This is a genomic window from Moraxella nasibovis, from assembly GCF_029581575.1.
In the GTDB taxonomy this organism is placed as follows: domain Bacteria; phylum Pseudomonadota; class Gammaproteobacteria; order Pseudomonadales; family Moraxellaceae; genus Moraxella; species Moraxella nasibovis.
Map to the genome: position 1 here is coordinate 1,614,825 of NZ_CP089975.1, position 16,749 is coordinate 1,631,573.

The 16,749-nt window shown below is 45.8% G+C and carries 13 protein-coding genes; 9 read left to right on the forward strand and 4 right to left on the reverse strand.

Translation table 11 applies throughout. The annotated features are described in order from the left end of the window. Positions 1–6: 6 nt before the first annotated feature. The gene (locus LU290_RS07755) at positions 7–1,881 is read right to left on the reverse strand and encodes an Lnb N-terminal periplasmic domain-containing protein (RefSeq protein WP_277808034.1); all 1,875 of its coding nucleotides are present in this window, start codon (positions 1,879–1,881) and stop codon (positions 7–9) included. Here LU290_RS07755 and ampD point away from each other — a divergent pair. From ampD to LU290_RS07770, 3 genes are all read left to right on the forward strand, one after another. Next, entirely contained in the window at positions 1,880–2,470 is a 591-nt protein-coding gene (gene ampD, locus LU290_RS07760; RefSeq protein WP_370688528.1) for a 1,6-anhydro-N-acetylmuramyl-L-alanine amidase AmpD, read from the forward strand. The two genes, LU290_RS07755 and ampD, sit on opposite strands and share 2 nt — an antisense overlap. A gap of 100 nt (positions 2,471–2,570) precedes the next feature. Further along, a complete protein-coding gene (locus LU290_RS07765) occupies positions 2,571–2,843 on the forward strand; it encodes a hypothetical protein (RefSeq protein ID WP_277808035.1) in 273 nt (90 codons plus the stop codon). An 11-nt stretch (positions 2,844–2,854) separates the two neighbouring features. Next, positions 2,855–3,151: a hypothetical protein gene (locus LU290_RS07770; RefSeq protein ID WP_277808036.1), complete on the forward strand. Its 297-nt coding sequence runs from the start codon at positions 2,855–2,857 to the stop codon at positions 3,149–3,151. Here the strand turns inward: LU290_RS07770 and LU290_RS07775 are convergent. After that, a complete protein-coding gene (locus LU290_RS07775) occupies positions 3,148–3,399 on the reverse strand; it encodes a hypothetical protein (protein ID WP_277808037.1) in 252 nt (83 codons plus the stop codon). The genes LU290_RS07770 and LU290_RS07775 overlap by 4 nt on opposite strands. Before the next feature lie 218 nt (positions 3,400–3,617). Here LU290_RS07775 and LU290_RS07780 point away from each other — a divergent pair, with 218 nt between their 5' ends. From LU290_RS07780 to fdxA, 4 genes are all read left to right on the forward strand, one after another. Then, positions 3,618–6,575 (forward strand): Ig-like domain-containing protein, encoded by a 2,958-nt coding sequence (locus LU290_RS07780; RefSeq protein ID WP_277808038.1) that lies wholly within the window; start codon positions 3,618–3,620, stop codon positions 6,573–6,575. 199 nt (positions 6,576–6,774) lie between these two features. Beyond that, on the forward strand, positions 6,775–8,325 hold the full coding sequence (gene murJ, locus LU290_RS07785) for a murein biosynthesis integral membrane protein MurJ (protein ID WP_277808039.1): 1,551 nt from the start codon (positions 6,775–6,777) through the stop codon (positions 8,323–8,325). A gap of 163 nt (positions 8,326–8,488) precedes the next feature. Then, positions 8,489–8,986 carry a hypothetical protein gene (locus LU290_RS07790; RefSeq protein WP_277808040.1) on the forward strand — a complete coding sequence of 166 codons (498 nt, stop codon included), beginning with the start codon at positions 8,489–8,491 and terminating at the stop codon, positions 8,984–8,986. A gap of 233 nt (positions 8,987–9,219) precedes the next feature. Continuing rightward, complete coding sequence (fdxA, locus tag LU290_RS07795) at positions 9,220–9,543, forward strand: ferredoxin FdxA (RefSeq protein ID WP_277808041.1); 324 nt, start codon at positions 9,220–9,222, stop codon at positions 9,541–9,543. Positions 9,544–9,735: 192 nt separating this feature from the next. On the opposite strand, the gene LU290_RS07800 is transcribed toward fdxA, so the two are convergent. Both LU290_RS07800 and LU290_RS07805 read right to left on the reverse strand, forming a co-directional pair. After that, positions 9,736–11,178, reverse strand: coding sequence for an alanine/glycine:cation symporter family protein (locus LU290_RS07800; RefSeq protein WP_277809587.1), 1,443 nt, complete (start codon positions 11,176–11,178; stop codon positions 9,736–9,738). Positions 11,179–11,459: 281 nt separating this feature from the next. After that, a complete protein-coding gene (locus LU290_RS07805; RefSeq protein WP_277808042.1) occupies positions 11,460–12,770 on the reverse strand; it encodes a solute carrier family 23 protein in 1,311 nt (436 codons plus the stop codon). Between the two features lie 172 nt (positions 12,771–12,942). On the opposite strand from LU290_RS07805, the gene ileS reads away from it, so the two are divergent. Next, the gene (gene ileS / locus LU290_RS07810; protein ID WP_277808043.1) at positions 12,943–16,218 is read left to right on the forward strand and encodes an isoleucine--tRNA ligase, N-acetyltransferase domain-containing; all 3,276 of its coding nucleotides are present in this window, start codon (positions 12,943–12,945) and stop codon (positions 16,216–16,218) included. Continuing rightward, positions 16,211–16,726: a signal peptidase II gene (gene lspA, locus LU290_RS07815; protein ID WP_277808044.1), complete on the forward strand. Its 516-nt coding sequence runs from the start codon at positions 16,211–16,213 to the stop codon at positions 16,724–16,726. Before ileS ends, lspA begins: the two co-directional genes overlap by 8 nt. The last annotated feature ends 23 nt before the right edge of the window (positions 16,727–16,749 follow it).

The following is a 16,749-nucleotide window of genomic DNA, read 5'->3' on the forward strand; positions in this document are numbered from 1 at the left end:
AATTCATTAAAAATAAGCAAGCCATTCAATGCGCAAGCTGTGGTCATGTTTGTGGTGGTTTTTTTGGGCTAAGCCATTGATCCTAAGGGCATGATGGCGGTCCAAATCATACTGCATACCCAAAGCCACAGATGGCTGCACATAGCCTGAGCGCCCGATGCTGTCGTGATGATACCAGTACGGCACAGCAATCTCACCCACCGTCCGCAGCCTGTCTGTATGATGATGGATACAGCCGACACTGGTCTGCACGCCCACACGATAACCTTGATTAACCCTACCAAGCTGAACACCGCCACCACCCAGCACATAGCACACAGCATCTGGCAAGTCGCCCGTAGCTTTCGCACCCTGACCGACAGCCCACGATTTGCCTTTTTGTAGGCGGGCATCAAGCACAGTATGCGTATCATTATGCCAATCTGACGCATCGATGGTCTGACGCACACCAAGATACACTTGCGTTGCCAAAGCTTTCTTATCACTTTGTCCGTCGGCGTATGCCTTGGCGGTATTGGTCGGGTTTAATGAAGTGGTCTTAAAGATGGTCAGCTCATCAAGCCTCATCTTGCCATCTTGGTGCTTAATATCAATTGACGGCAGCACGACTTCATGAAATTTTCGCACCCCAGAAGGACGATCCAGCCAGTCTTGATAAGCACTTCGGACACTCAGATGGTAGGCTGCGCCATGTCGTTCATCATACAAAACCCCCAAGCCAAGCCGATGAATTGGGCTGGCTTTGGTTGGGTTATTGTCGTTAGGCTTGATTGCCATGAGATCAAAGTCTGCGCCATTATTGATGAGTGCTTGACGCTGAGTGGATTTGGAAGGATGATAGTGCGTGTGCGTAATCATGCCTTCTTTTTGTAACAGCTGAGCGATTTTGGCAGGTGTCGTCACCGCACCCAGTTTGGCAAATATCGACTTATCAGCACGCACCACATCCACCAGACGCACGATCTCGGTGGCGCAGTTGTCATGCGTCAGATAATAAGGGCGAGCCAGATTGCGCACCTCCCAAATATGGCGCATGATCTGATCGACCTCTGCATCACTCAAATCCAGCCGATACTCCCACAAATCTCGCTCATCCTTCACCAGATAATCATTTGCCTTGACTGAATAAGGCAAAATCTCCATCACCCCAGCATAGCCGCCAATCAAAGGCTTAATCGCCCCAGACAGCACCCCATCGCTTGGCTCCGCCTTGACGGTATAATTCATGGCGGTGGCAAACTGCCCCGTCGCATCGTCCTCACGGCTGTCGATGCGCATGAAAGTGTGCGCAAATGCCGACGCCAGATTATTACCATGCTCCTCAGCAAACACCAAAGACAGCCTCGTCGCTGCGATGTCATCCACCCACGCATGAAAATCTGCACAGCCATCATCAGACACCGCCAAAGACACCCCAAGCTTTGCCAATTCATTTGCCAAAAAATGTGCACGAGCAGGAAAACGACACAGCACCACCTGATCGCCTTGCTCGATGGCAGACAGCATGGCGACAAGCTCATCTTTGGCGTTGATGGGCTTGCCGTTAGAATCTGATAAGAAAAAATCACTCTCACCCACAAGCTTTTGGCGTCTGCTCATTGCAAAGTCATCAGGCAACAACAAAAGTCGTTGCCAAAGCACCTGCTCGCTTAGCTGCTCTATCTGCTCATCGCTTAGCATAAAAGGCGTGGCGCTTTGTTTTAAATAGCCGTAGTCTGCTGTGGCAGGCAGATTTGCACCATCAGTGATGCCATGTGCGTGCGTGTCTGCATTGGCGTTATTTGCCATTGCCGCCGCCATGAGCAGCCCATAAGAAAAGCGTTTGGAATTCATGATAATTTTGCTAAAATAAGAACGATTGTTTTTAGTATATCTCATCATGACACATTTCTCCATAAAAAATGGTGTGCTGCTCGGTGCAGATTTCATCGCCTCGCCCAATTTCAACGCACGCCCCACTGACGACAGCGGACAAATCAGCGGCATCGTCATTCACAACATCAGCCTACCACCGTCCGAATTTGGCAAAAAAGACAAAAACGGCACACACTTTGTCAAGGCGTTTTTTCAAAATCAGCTAAACGCAGACGACCACCCCTACTTTGCCACCATTCACGACATGCAAGTGTCGGCGCATTTGTTCATCGAGCGAGACGGGGCGGTGACGCAGTTTGTCAATTTTGATGACCGAGCATGGCATGCGGGCAAATCCGGCTATCTTGGGCGCAGCAATTGCAATGACTTTACCATCGGCATTGAGCTTGAAGGCGATGATTTTTCGGCATTTACTGACGCTCAGTATGAGACGCTGGCGCACATCATTGTCGCCATTTACCATGCCTACCCTGCCACACACCGCCATCTGATGGGGCACAGCGACATCGCACCACACAGAAAGACCGACCCGGGGGCATTTTTTGATTGGGTGAGACTGCGGGCGATGGTGGATGAGGCTTTAGACGGCTTATAAGGAGTAGCCCACAAAGACCCCAAATTCATTGGTAAGTTTTATGAACTGTTTGGGTTTTGAAAGTAAGTCTCATTTCTATTGATTTTTAAAATATAGGGTTATGCTTAACAAAACATTGATTGCTTCAATAGCTGTGCTTACTATAATATCATTTCCAACAGTAGCCCAAGCTAAAACTTATAAAGATACAGCAAAATGTGGGGTTATAGCCAAGAAAACACATCCAAACCCAGCCTCTCTTCCACAATGGGTAACAGGTAGTGGCACAGGCAAAACCCAAGCGAAAGCTTGTGCGGCAGCTAAAAAAGACGCTACAAGCAAAATTCCAAGAGACGCACAAGCCAAGCATTGTGATTGTGGTAAGAAAATTTAAGGAGCTTTCAAATGCCTATTAGATATGAAGAAGTAGTTAAAACTGTTGTATTTGATGTAATTGATACTGCTGATGATGGCTTGGTTTATAGACTTGAAGTTCTTAAATCCAGTAATGGTTTTAGGGGCGAATTATTTAGATTGGATACATTTTCCTTACAGTGTTCTTTTGTTGATAGTAAACCAGACGAAAGTTTTTATGTATTAGATACTCACTCACATTCTATAGATTTGGACGAAAAGATATTTGATGACGCACAAAGTTGTATTGATTTTGTTGCCAATGCCTTACAAGAAAACTTTTCTTAAAGAATTAAACCCATTATTGTTGAAATCAATAATGGGTTTTTTAATCGCTTCAACTCCGCCACACAATACCTATCGCCCTTACTGCCGTAATTGCATTTACTTTCAATGACTTTCACGCAGAACCGCTTATCGCAATTACTGGTTTGTAGGCGTTGCAGGTTTTGGGCTTTCTCAACTTGGGCGGTTAGGCAGTTTAACTCGGCTTTACGTTCGCCAATTTCATCAAGACTAGGCACAAACCACAGCATAATAAATTTGCAGCAATCAAAATAATTTATAATAGTCATCATGACAGTATGACCGATAGACCTTAATATAAAAATTGAACATATTTTTTATACGATATGTTTTCTTTTTGGCAATATTATGGTAATTTTGTATCGGCGGTATGTTTGTTAAATATATCATCATCCGTCAATATGAACTTCGCTAACTACTGCGTATTTTTCAATAAGGACTTTTATTCATGAAACAGTTATTTCTTATTCGTGAGGACGGCTCACGCTTCGCCATCAATGCTGATATGGTTCAGTCCATCACTCGCAAAAATGGCAAAATCACCGTGAAATTAAAGAACGGTCAAACGCTAATTCTCGAAGAACAAGATCAACTTGTAGCTCAAGAGCAGGCAGATCAAACAGAAAACATCAGCGAAACCATCATGACTCATGATGCCACCGATGCGCACATTGAGAGCTTTGAGGCGATTTTTGTTGAATCCAATGAGTATGCAGGATACATTCAAGCTGCTGCTGGTTTGCTTGGTGTAGGTGCCATCGTCGCCGCAGCATCTGGCGGCAGCAACAATGGGGGGGGGGAGACTGTAAAACAAACCAGTAAGCCTGTCACACCCATCACAAAACCTACCGAACCTACACCTACGCCCAAGCCTCAGCCACAACCAGAGCCTGAGCCTGAGCCACAACCAGAGCCACAACCAGAGCCACAGCCTGAGCCACAGCCTGAGCCTGAGCCAGACACCACAGCCCCCGTTTTAACCACAGCAACCCTTGCAACTGATGGCAAAGTGGTTAGTGGCAAAACCGAAAGCAATGCCACTGTTGAAGTAAAATACCAAGATAAAGTAATTGGTACTGCCAAAGCTAATGCAGCAGGTGATTATTCTGTGACTTTAGATAAAGCCTACACCAACGGCGAAGCACTCAGCGTAACTGCCAAAGATGCGGCAAATAATGTGAGTGTGGTGAAGACTGTTACAGCAGCAGACACCACAGCCCCTGTTTTAACCACAGCAACCCTTGCAACTGATGGTAAGGTGGTTAGTGGCAAAACCGAAAGCAATGCAACGGTTGAAGTGAAGTATCAAGATAAAGTGATTGGTACTGCCAAAGCTAATGCAGCAGGTGATTATTCTGTGACTTTAGATAAAGCCTACACCAATGGTGAAGCACTCAGCGTAACTGCCAAAGATGCGGCGAATAATCAAAGTGCTGCTAAGACAGTTACAGCAGCAGACACCACAGCCCCTGCTTTAACCACGGCAGCCATTACTACTGATGGTAGTGTTATCAATGGGAAAACAGAAGGTGGCGCAACCGTTGAGGTAAAATACCAAGATAAAGTGATTGGTACTGTCAAAGCTGACGCTGATGGTAATTATTCTGTTAATTTAGATAAAGCGTATGCCAATGGTGAAGCACTCAGCGTAACTGCCAAAGATGCGGCAAATAATGTGAGTGTGGTGAAGACTGTCTACGCTTCTGCAAACCTGAGCAATACCTCAGTTGAACTAGACTTAATCCCAGAATTTAGCAACCAAACCTCCTATGTACCCAAGACCATTTCAGAAAGAAGTAACTATAGCTATCTTACTGAGACGATGTCATTCACTGTTACTGGTCGAGAGGCTCTAATCACTCTAAATATCAGCAATCCATCAAACATCTTGCAAGGCTCAGTTCGTTACGAAATTACAGGACCAGGGCTATCGTCAAGTGGATCGCAAAGCTTTAATAGTGTTGGTAAATCATCGAACGACATCATTTTAAATGAACGCTCACCGCTGTCCGCTGGTACTTATACCGTCAAAATTACTGCATCTTCACAAGGCTCTGCTTTGACTTTAAAAGCCACCGAGAAAGCACCTATCACCCAAGAAGTCTTTACAAATTATGATGAAGTAACTGGATCGATTTTTGCTGACACTGACCAAAAACCTGAAAACTATCAAATCAAAGTCGGCGATACCATCATCGAGCATAAGGCAGGTCAGCCAGTTACCACAAGTGAAGTTGAGGTGAATCAAGGAGTACTAACCATCAAATCCGATGGTACTTATAGCTACACCTCTGCAGCGACGCAGCTATCCGATGATGCCACTGATAAGCTTTCTATCCAAATTCTAGATATGAATGGCAAGACATTGGCGACACATCAGGCTACCGTAACGAAAGACACCACACCGCCAGAGGCAGGTGTACTGTCGTTGGTGGACTTTGAGGATACTGGTGCGTCAGATAGCGACCGCATCACTCAAGACAACAGCTTTGGCTTTAAAGTCCAAGACAATGAGACTGACTCATCTGTGACATACGAGTATTCTATCGATCAAGGCAATACTTGGACTGCCATCGAAGGTGCATCCGTCAGCAACTTAGCGGATGGCGATTATCAATTCCGTGGCGTAGTGTCAGATAAATCACGCAACATTAGCCATACCAACATCATCAATGTTGCCATTGACAATCAAGCACCCGACCTAATCAATGCCGTTAAAGCAGGTTACGACCTCAATACATCTTTAATCTCAATCAGCACAACGACTGATGATGATTTGGCATTGTACAAAGTTACTGATGGTGTTCGCAGTGAGATTGCCAATCTTGATGCCATACCATTTGAAGTCGGTAGCTATGAAGCAGTATTGACAGATGTGGCTGGTAATAGTGTGGTGCAGGCGATTAATATGATTTCGCCATCATCCAATCATTCAGTAAATCGGTCTGAAAGCGTTATTGATATTGCACTTATCAATAATGGTAGTGGCAATAGTGTCGATAGCTATGAAGGACATGATCTACTCATCACATCAGGCAATGCTAGCTTATGGGCAGGCAATGGTAATGATATTTTAATCAATACAGGTGAAAAGAGAGATTATACTGGCTTAATCGGTGGTGCTGGTGATGATACTTATATCATTGACTTTGGTAGAAGCAATCAGACTTACACACACATCTTAGATAATTCTGGATCGAACGAACTATTCTTGCATAATGTTCTGCCTGAAGACATAACTGTCAGAGCCATTGGCACAAAAGCAGATGTTGAATTGCAGTTTAATAGCCATAAAATTTCGATTTCTGGGCAGTTCTATGATTTTGCAAAGTATGGTGTTGATCACATCTACTTCGACGATGGCACCGTGTGGGATCGTGAGTATATCCAGACGGTGATTGGTTGATTTTTCTTGTCTCCAACAAAGATGCTGCACTTAGGTGCGGCATCTTTTTTTATTTCATGTAATGATGGAGAATTTAACCCAAGTATAACTACCCGCCAATCTTGATGACAACACACCATAATAAACCTAAAATTTTCATCAGTATCAAATCAAAAAATCCATTATAATAAACACCTTTATTTTAGCATCAGAATAAACTATGGCAAAATCTCGTCTTTTTCGCTCCACGATGGTCGTCAGCGCCATGACCATGCTCTCTCGCATTTTAGGTCTGGTGCGAGACATGGTCTTGATGGGCGTGTTTGGTGCAGGCGGTCTGATGGACGCCTTTTTGGTGGCGTTTAAAATTCCCAATTTTCTACGCCGTCTGTTTGCCGAAGGCGCATTTAGCCAAGCGTTCGTGCCTGTTTTGTCCGAATATAAAGAAAAGCGCACGCTCAATGAGGTACAGCTACTCATCAGCCGAGTCTCAGGCGTGCTAAGCCTTGTGCTGCTCGTCTTGACGGTGGTGGTCATCGCCCTAGCCCCTTGGGTGGTGGCGCTGTTTGCTCCCGGCTTTCGTGGTGATGAAGCCAAATTTGCCGCCGCTACCGAGCTTTTGCGCCTGACCTTCCCTTATCTGCTGTTCATCTCTATGACGGCGTTTTTTGGTAGTATTTTGCAAAGCTATGGGCGATTTGCTGCCCCTGCTTTTGCGCCCGTTCTGCTAAACGCCTGCATGATTTTAGGTGCTTTGTTGTTTGCGCCGATGTTTGACACACCGATCATGGTGCTGGGCTATGCAGTCGCCATCTCAGGCATCTTGCAACTTATGATTCAGCTGCCACAGCTATGGCAACAAAAACTGCTCATCGCCCCTAAATTTGACACCCAACACGAGGGCGTACGGCGCATCTTAAAGCTCATGCTGCCCGCCATCTTTGGTGTGTCAGTGACGCAAATCAATCTACTACTCAACACCGTCTTTGCCTCGCTCATGATCGGCGGCTCAGTGTCATGGCTGTATGCTGCCGAGCGCCTAAGCGAGCTGCCGCTTGGTTTGATTGGGGTGGCGATCGGTACAGTCATTCTACCAAGCCTGTCATCAAGCCGTGCCAAAGCCGATGATGAAACTTTCAAAAAAACCCTAGACTGGGCGGCAAAGCTCATCATCTTGGTGGGTCTGCCTGCGTCTTTGGCGATGTTCGTGCTTTCTGATATACTGATGAATGCTTTATTCGTGCGTGGCGAATTTACCCAGCATGACGCATTGATGAGCGGTGTCGCCCTAAAAGCCCTCTCAGGTGGCATTTTAGGGTTTATGCTGATTAAGATTTTTGCTCCCGCCTTCTTTGCCGACCAAGACACCAAAACCCCAGTAAAAATCGGCATCATCGCCGTCTTTGCCAACATGATTTTTAGCGTCTTATTCATCGGTATTTTTTATCTCATAAAACTGCCCTTGCATGGCGGTTTGGCACTGGCGACGACTGCTGCAAGCTTTGTAAACGCTGGGCTTTTATACTACTTTTTACACAAAAAACAAGTGTTCCGCTTTGGCAGTCATTGGAGAAAAATGGGTGCGCAGTTTGGTCTGTCCAGTCTTTTGATGGTGCTGTCATTGTACTTGGTGCTGCCGTTTTACCCCACCGATGGCGCACAGTGGCTACGCATCGCATCGCTACTTGGCATCTGCCTGCTCGGTGCAGCGGTGTATGGCATTGTTTTGCTCGCCACAGGCTTTCGCCCCCGTCAGCTCAAACACGGCTGATAGCAGCTGATTATAATTGATTGTACAAATCACACAAATCATTTACAAATCACTACACACAAGAGCGAATAACTTGCTATAATCAATGCACAAGTTTGCGGTGCATGACATGACAATGCACTGCAAATAAACAATCACATTAACAATCAACAAGGAAAACATCATGTTAAAGCCAATCAGCCAGCCCATTGCCAAAGACTTCGACCCAAACACTAATTTAGAAAAAATCCGTCTAGAATGCCAAGAGCTGGCCAAATCTCGTGCTAAGATCTCAGCAGGCGTGGCGATCATTCCTGTACCTTTCTTGGATGTGGCGATCGATGTCGGCATGCTGTCTAAGCTTTTGCCAGAAATCACCAAAAAATTTGGTCTACAAGAACCAACCGACCCAAACAGCGGTGCCAGCGAAGCAGCTCGCAAACAAAGCATCCAAGAGCGCATCATCGCCATCGGTGGCTTGGTGGCGACTCGTGGCGTGGTTAATAAGACCATTCAAGGCTTTGGCGGTCGTATCATCGGCAAGCAAATCGCCAAATATGTCCCACTTGGTGGTCAGATGGTCGCAGCCAGCATCGGCTACATGATTTTCAAAAAAATCGCCTTCGACCACATCGAAGAGTGCTATCGTGTCGCCAAAGAAGCTCAGCTAAAAGCCCGCTGATTCTCTAAGCGCTTGATTTAAATGACGAAAAAGACCGCACCAGTGGTCTTTTTCCTTTTTTTTGAATGATTTTTCTATTTTGGCATAATAAATTTTACGGTTTTGTTTGAGAAAATTTGCCAAACAAGCTAAAATAGACCTTTAAACTGTCAGATTAAGCTTGCTTGGTGGCGTTGTCATGCAAGTTCTGTTAAGCCCACTTTACTTAGCCAATTTTTAGCCAAGGTATTCTCATGACTTTTGTTGTAACTGATAACTGTGTTTTGTGTAAATATACCGACTGTGTGGAAGTCTGCCCTGTGGACTGCTTTTATGAAGGTCCAAACTTCCTAGTCATCAACCCTGACGAATGCATCGACTGCGCCTTGTGCGAGCCAGAATGCCCTGCCAATGCGATTTTTAGTGAAGATGAAGTGCCAGCAGGTCAAGAAGAATACATCGCCTTGAACGAAGAGCTGTCTGCCATCTGGACAAACATCACTGAGAAAAAAGACCCGATGCCTGAGCATGAAAAATGGGACGGCGTGTCTGGCAAGATTCAATACCTAGAACGCTAATCACTCATCAAGCAAAAAGCCCATCATTTGTGGGCTTTTTCTTTTTGTGCTGATTAAACACACCTGCCGATTCATGGCAGATTTTATATCGATTCATGGCAGATTTTATATCAATGTTAATTCTGAGTATGCCACAAATTAAGCCCAAAAAAACCTGCTTGATGCAGGTTTTTTTTGTGGATGAACGGTAAATTACCAAATGTCGGATTTGATTTTGGCTTTTAGTTCTGGGTGATTGTCCAGTTTAAATTCTGGCTCAGCCACGCCTGCTTTGATTTGTGCATTATAGTCTTTGACCAAAGCAAACACATATTTTGACAACAGCACAATCGCAATCAAGTTAATGAATGCCATGATGCCCATCGTCAGATCACCCATGTCCCACACGACCGCAACTTTCGTGACCGCACCAAAATACACAAAGCACAGCACCAAAATTCTAAAAATCGTCAAGACGGCAGCGTTGTTTTTCAAAAACTGCATGTTCGACTCAGCATAAGCGTAGTTGCCGATGATGGTTGAGAATGCAAACATGAACAAAATGAACGCCAAGAAATACTGACCCCAAGCACCCACATGGCTTTCAAGCGCCGCTTGTGTGAGCTGCACGCCTGATAAGTCGGCGGCATTTTCTGGCATGGTCGCAAGCAAAATCACAAACGCCGTGCAAGAACACACGATCAAAGTATCCACAAACACGCCAAGCATCTGAATCGTGCCTTGCTCCACAGGGTGCTTGACGCTGGCAGCCGCTGCCGCATTTGGCGCAGAGCCTTGACCTGCCTCGTTCGAGTACAAACCACGCTTAATGCCCTGCATCATCGCCACCGACACCATCGAGCCGAACAGACCGCCGCCTGCCGCTTCAAAAGTAAAGGCATCGGTAAAAATCAGCGAAATGACGCTTGGAATCTCGCCAATGTTCATGACAATAATAAATAAAGCCACCAAAAGATACACCGCCGCCATGATCGGCACGATGACCTCAGCGATTTTTGAGACACGAGCGATACCACCAAAAATGATCGGTGCTGCCAAAATCACTAAGCCTGCTCCGACGATGTGCTTATAAATCAGCCAATCCGCCTGACAAGCATCGCTCTCGCCCACACAGCCCATCGCTGATTGAATGGACAGCGTGATGGTGTTTGACTGAATCGATTGATACACAAAACCAAAGCACACAATCAAAGCCAAAGCAAACACCAAGCCTAGCCATTTTTGACCAAGCCCTTGCTCGATGTAGTAGGCAGGACCACCACGAAAACGCCCTGTTGTCTCGTCTTTAATCTTAAACAGCTGCGCAAGGCTCGACTCCGCCAATGCCGAACACATACCAATCAAGGCAATGAGCCACATCCAAAACACAGCGCCTGCCCCGCCAAGGCTGATGGCAATCGCCACGCCTGCGACATTACCCACACCGACACGGCTGGCAAGTCCAGTAACGAACGCCTGAAACGCAGAAATACCTTCGCTTTCATCATGTCCTTTGCGGCTTGACAGCATCGTCTTGACACTGCGCCCAAACAGACGAAACTGCGCAAAACCAGTAAACAGCGTGAAAAACACGCCAACCAAAATCAACAGCCAAAGCAGCACATCCCAAAGCGGTGCGCTAAACGCATTGACCATACAGTGCAAACCATCAGTAAAAGTGGGCTGCGACACACAAGAAAACGGATTATCGTACATAACCATTCCAAAAATAACCATAAAAATACCCAGCCCAGCAATAGGCATCAAAAAAGCGACCTACCAAAAAGGAAGGTCGCCTGTCGCCATCAATTCTCTTGATTCATCGGCAAGGGGTTTGTGATTATTATAAACTTTTTATCATGGCTATGCAAACTTAATTTTACCATTTTGACAGTTTGTTAAGGGAACCTTACCCAATCCTAAAACCAAGCCCATCATCAATGCGCCAAATCATCTTGGCGATCTTCTTTTAGGCTCAAAAACCAATTTAATAAAATCGCCGCAAAAGTCGCCGTGCCGATACCGCCCAAATCAAAGCTACCAATCATCAAGCCAAAGTTACCCGTGCCTAGAATGATGGTGATGGCAGCGACCATTAGGTTTTTGTTGTTGGCAAAATTGACTTTGTTATCAATCCAGATTTTCGCCCCAGCAACAGTAATCAAACCAAACACCACGATAGACGCACCTGTCAAAACAGGACTTGGAATGGTTTGAATCAACGCACCGAATTTTGGCGACAACCCTAAGAAAATCGCAAACACGCCCGCCACCACAAAGATGATGGTAGAATACACACGAGTCACTGCCATCACGCCAATGTTTTCGCCATAAGTGGTCATGCCAGTACCGCCCACGCCTGCCGACAGCGCTGTCGCCACACCATCAGCAACAAACGCTTTGCCAAGATATGGCGTGAGATTTTCGCCAGTCATCGCACCGACCGCCTTGATATGACCTAAGTTTTCCGCCACCAAAATGAACGCCACAGGCGCAATGATGAGCATGGCGTTAGCATCAAACACAGGCGAGCTAAAATTTGGCATACCAAACCACGCCGCATCGCTAATCTTGGCAAAGTCAATCGGCGTACCCAGCCCAAAGCCATTTGCCACGATCGCATAAATCACATACGCCAGCACCAAGCCTAATAACAATAGCAAACGCTGCATAAAACCACGAGCAAACACCGCAATCATACCCATACACAGCACAGTAACCAGCGACATCCACAGCTCAAACGGCTTGCCTGCCACCGCCGACACCGTCACAGGCGCAAGGTTTAGACCAATAATCATCACCACCGCACCCGTCACCAGAGGTGGCATGAGCTTTTCAATCCAACGAGTGCCAGTCGCCATCACCAAAAAGCCAATCAAAGCGTACAAAATACCACAAGCGATGATACCACCTAGTGCCACGCCAAGATTTGGGTTCGCCCCAGAGCCTGTGGCATGAGCAGTCGCTGCCGCCACCACGCCAATGAACGCAAAAGACGAACCCAGATAGCTTGGCACTCGCCCACCCGTCATCAAAAAGAATAAAATTGTGCAAATGCCCGACATCATGATGGCAAGATTGGCATCAAAACCCATCAAAATCGGCGCAAGCACGGTCGCCCCAAACATCGCCAACACATGCTGAATGCCCAGCATCGCAGTTTGCACAGGGGGGAGGTATTCATTAGTAGCGACAGGTCGTGTGCCAAGATTGCCCGTATACGGCTGCCATTTTGGAAACCAACTCATAAAAAAGCCTTAAAATTGTGTTTAAATTGTAATTTTGTGTATTATATCGTTAATTCAAACAATTTACCAAATTTAATTTGCAATATTTGTCCTGAACTTTTGCAGATTGGACCCTTTTCATTTATAATACCCTGTTATTTTTAAAAATTTGCCAACCAAAGACGAGAGCGTCATGAGCATCGATTACAAAAACACCCTAAACCTTGCCGATACCCCATTTCCCATGCGTGCCGACCTTGCCAAGCGAGAACCAAAATGGCTTGCTGATTGGGAGTCGGATGAGCTTTATAAAAAAGTTCGTGCCGCCAAAAAAGGTCTGCCAAAGTATATCTTGCATGACGGCCCTCCTTATGCCAATGGTCAAATCCACCTAGGTCATGCGGTCAATAAAGTATTAAAAGACATCATCACCAAATCAAAAAACCTATCAGGCTTTGATGCGGTCTATGTGCCAGGCTGGGATTGCCACGGCTTGCCGATTGAACAAAAAGTAGAGGCCCAAGTCGGCAAAGTCGGTCAAAAAGTCGATGCCACCGAGTTTCGTAAGCTGTGCCGTGAATACGCCACCAGCCAAATCAAACTACAAATGGCGGATTTTAAACGCTTGGGCGTGCTTGGCGACTGGGACAATCCTTATTTGACCATGAATTTTAAGACCGAAGCAGGCATTGTGCGCGCTTTGGGCAAAATTTATGACAACGGTCATATCGTGCGTGGTCTAAAACCTGTAAACTGGTGCTTGGACTGTGGCAGTGCCCTTGCAGAAGCCGAAGTAGAATATCAAGACAAAGAATCTGATGCGATTTATGTCGGCTTTGACATCACCAATCGTGAAGCATTGTCATTAACCAGCAATATCAATGGCTCATTGCAAGCTGTCATCTGGACGACCACCCCTTGGACACTGCCTGCCAACCAAGCCATTAGTGCCAATGCGGAATTTGATTATGCGATTATCAAAGGCAAAAAAGTCAATGCCTTTGTTATTCCTAATGAAATTAACAGCGACAATTTTTTATTAAGACTTCTTAATAAAGATGATAAGGACGCTTTATTTGAAAAAGCCAAAGACCCAAGCCTTTGGGAGCTAATGCCAGAAAAAAGAAATGAACCTGATGTTTTTAAACCGTATTTTGACAAAGCGGTCAAAGAAAAGGCTTATGCCATTATTGATAAAAAAACAGGTCAAATCATTGGCACGACACGCTTTTATGATGACAAGACAGACGATGACAGCATTGCGATTGGCTATTCATTTATTACGCCTGATTATTGGGGAACTTCTGCCAATAATGAAATCAAACAAGCCTTATTAAAAGTTGCCTTTAAACAAAGAAATAAAGTTTATTTTTATATTTTTAAAGACAATGAACGCTCCAAAAAAGCGGTAGAAAAATTGGGGGCGGTTTATCAAGGTGTTAATGCTGATGAAAGATTGACTTATTTATTGAAAAATCAAAACCCAATTAACCGAGAAGGGCATTTTATTGTCGCCAAAGACTTAACCGAAGACTTTGCCAAAAATGTCAATTTAGAAAGCGTGGAAGTTATCGCAACGGTGAAAGGGGCGGATTTAACCCAATTAAAAGCTCAGCACCCAATCATCGCCGAGCGTGTCGTGCCGATCATCACAGGCGATCATGTTACTGCTGACAGTGGTACAGGGCTTGTGCATACCGCCCCTGCTCACGGTGTGGACGACTACAATGTCGGTCGTGCCAACAATTTGCCCACCGAAAATCCTGTGGGCGGTAACGGCGTATATCTGCCAGAAGCCAAAGTATTTGTCGGTGAGCATATTTACAAAGCCCAGCCACAAATCATCGAGACTTTAAAGACAAGCGGACACCTGCTTAATCACAAAAAAATCAAGCACAGCTATCCGCATTGCTGGCGACACAAGACCCCGATCATTTTCCGTGCCACGCCACAGTGGTTTATCAGCATGGAACAAGGCGGACTGCGTCAAAAAGCCCTAGACGACATCAAAAAAGTAACTTGGACACCATCATGGGGTCAAAACCGCATTGAAGCGATGGTGGAAGGTCGCCCTGACTGGTGCATCTCTCGTCAGCGCACTTGGGGTGTACCGATTGCTTTCTTTATTCACAAAGATACAGGCGATCTGCACCCAAACACCAGCGAGCTGATTGAAAAAGTCGCTCAAAAAATTGAGCAAGGTGGCATTGAAGCGTGGTTTGATACCGATGCTCGTGAATTTTTGGGCGATGATGCCGACACTTATCAAAAAGTAACGGACACGCTTGATGTGTGGTTTGACTCTGGGACGACACATTTTGCCGTGCTTGATCAAGATGACAACCTAACCAACCCTGCCGATATGTACCTAGAAGGCTCAGACCAACATCGTGGCTGGTTCCAAACTTCGCTTTTGACTTCCGAAGCCATCTACGGTCGAGCGCCATTTAAGCAAGTTTTGACACACGGCTTTGTGGTGGATGAAAAAGGTCATAAGATGAGTAAGTCTTTGGGCAATATCATCGAGCCACAAAAAGAGATTGATAAGACCGGTGCAGATATGCTGCGTCTGTGGATTGCGTCTGCCGATTATCGCTATGAGATGAGTGCTGGTCAAAAAGTCTTTGCAGGGGCGGTGGATAATTATCGCCGTATCCGCAATACCATGCGATTCTTACTTGCCAACACCAGTGATTTTAACATTCACACCGATGCGGTAGCGATGGATGAGTTGGTCAGCGTGGATAAGTTCATCCTACATCTTGCCAACGAAACCCAAAAAACCATCGTCCAATCTTATCACGACATGGACTTTCATCAGGTGGTACAAGCGGTATCTATGTTCTGCTCACAAAGTTTGGGTGGCTTTTATCTAGACATCATCAAAGACCGCACCTACACCACCCGTGCAGACGGCAAGCCAAGACGCTCAGCCCAGACAGCTCTACATCACATCGCACAAGCACTCATTCGCTGGATTGCCCCTATTTTACCATTCACCGCCCAAGAAGCGTGGGAGCTGGTGCGTGCCAATGACGATGATGCAAAATATGTCTTTACTCAGCTTTGGTACGAGCTACCAACGCCTGCCATGAACGACATCACCGCTGATGACTGGCAAGCCATTTTAAATGCCAAAGATCTAGTCAATAAAGCCATTGAAGACGCTCGTACGGACAAAAAAGTCAGCTCAAACCTTACCGCAAAAGCCGACATCACCGCTGATGCAGACACCTTCCAAGCACTTGCCAAATTAGGCGACGAAGCACGCTTTGTATTCATCACAAGCGATGCTACGGTAAGCCAAAGCACAGGCTTTGGTGTGAATATCACGCCTGCAACAGGTCAAAAATGCACTCGCTGCTGGCACATTCGCACCGATGTCGGCACACACTCAGCACACCCTGAGCTGTGCGGTCGCTGCGTAACCAACATCGAAGGCGATGGGGAGGTGCGTCATTATGCCTAATACCACTCTACCCAATGGCAACAAAGCGATGGGCTACTATCTCATCGCTCTTGTCGTACTGATTTTTGACCAGATTACCAAAGTCTATTTTAACACCCGCTTTGAGCTGTATGAGACGGTGGATGTCATCTCGCCTGTACTAAATTGGACTTTGGCATACAATCGTGGGGCAGCCTTTAGTTTTCTTGCCGATCAAGCAGGCTGGCAAAAGTGGTTTTTTGTCATCTTAGGATTGGCAGTAGCGGTGTTTATCATTCGTTATTTGCGCCAGATTCCCAAAAGTGCCAAAGTCTTATCGCTTGGGCTGGCTCTTGTGCTAGGCGGGGCGGTTGGCAATGTCATTGATCGTATTTTGTACGGCTATGTCATTGATTTTATTCATGTTCATTGGTACGACATTTGGCATTATCCCATCTTTAATACCGCTGATATTGGCATTTGTGTTGGTATGGCGTTGGTTGTTTATGATATGTTGTTTTTGGAAAAAAAACGAGAACAAAATCATTAACTTAACCAACTAATTAACGATAC

Coding starts and splice junctions, on each gene's coding strand:
- lspA (WP_277808044.1), top strand. CDS start 16,211: ATGCCTAATACCACTCTACCCAATGGCAACAAAGCGATGGGCTACTAT.
- LU290_RS07770 (WP_277808036.1), top strand. CDS start 2,855: ATGCCTATTAGATATGAAGAAGTAGTTAAAACTGTTGTATTTGATGTA.
- LU290_RS07800 (WP_277809587.1), bottom strand. CDS start 11,178: ATGGTCAATGCGTTTAGCGCACCGCTTTGGGATGTGCTGCTTTGGCTG.
- LU290_RS07780 (WP_277808038.1), top strand. CDS start 3,618: ATGAAACAGTTATTTCTTATTCGTGAGGACGGCTCACGCTTCGCCATC.
- LU290_RS07765 (WP_277808035.1), top strand. CDS start 2,571: ATGCTTAACAAAACATTGATTGCTTCAATAGCTGTGCTTACTATAATA.
- murJ (WP_277808039.1), top strand. CDS start 6,775: ATGGCAAAATCTCGTCTTTTTCGCTCCACGATGGTCGTCAGCGCCATG.
- LU290_RS07805 (WP_277808042.1), bottom strand. CDS start 12,770: ATGAGTTGGTTTCCAAAATGGCAGCCGTATACGGGCAATCTTGGCACA.
- ampD (WP_370688528.1), top strand. CDS start 1,880: ATGACACATTTCTCCATAAAAAATGGTGTGCTGCTCGGTGCAGATTTC.
- fdxA (WP_277808041.1), top strand. CDS start 9,220: ATGACTTTTGTTGTAACTGATAACTGTGTTTTGTGTAAATATACCGAC.
- LU290_RS07775 (WP_277808037.1), bottom strand. CDS start 3,399: ATGCTGTGGTTTGTGCCTAGTCTTGATGAAATTGGCGAACGTAAAGCC.
- LU290_RS07790 (WP_277808040.1), top strand. CDS start 8,489: ATGTTAAAGCCAATCAGCCAGCCCATTGCCAAAGACTTCGACCCAAAC.
- ileS (WP_277808043.1), top strand. CDS start 12,943: ATGAGCATCGATTACAAAAACACCCTAAACCTTGCCGATACCCCATTT.
- LU290_RS07755 (WP_277808034.1), bottom strand. CDS start 1,881: ATGATGAGATATACTAAAAACAATCGTTCTTATTTTAGCAAAATTATC.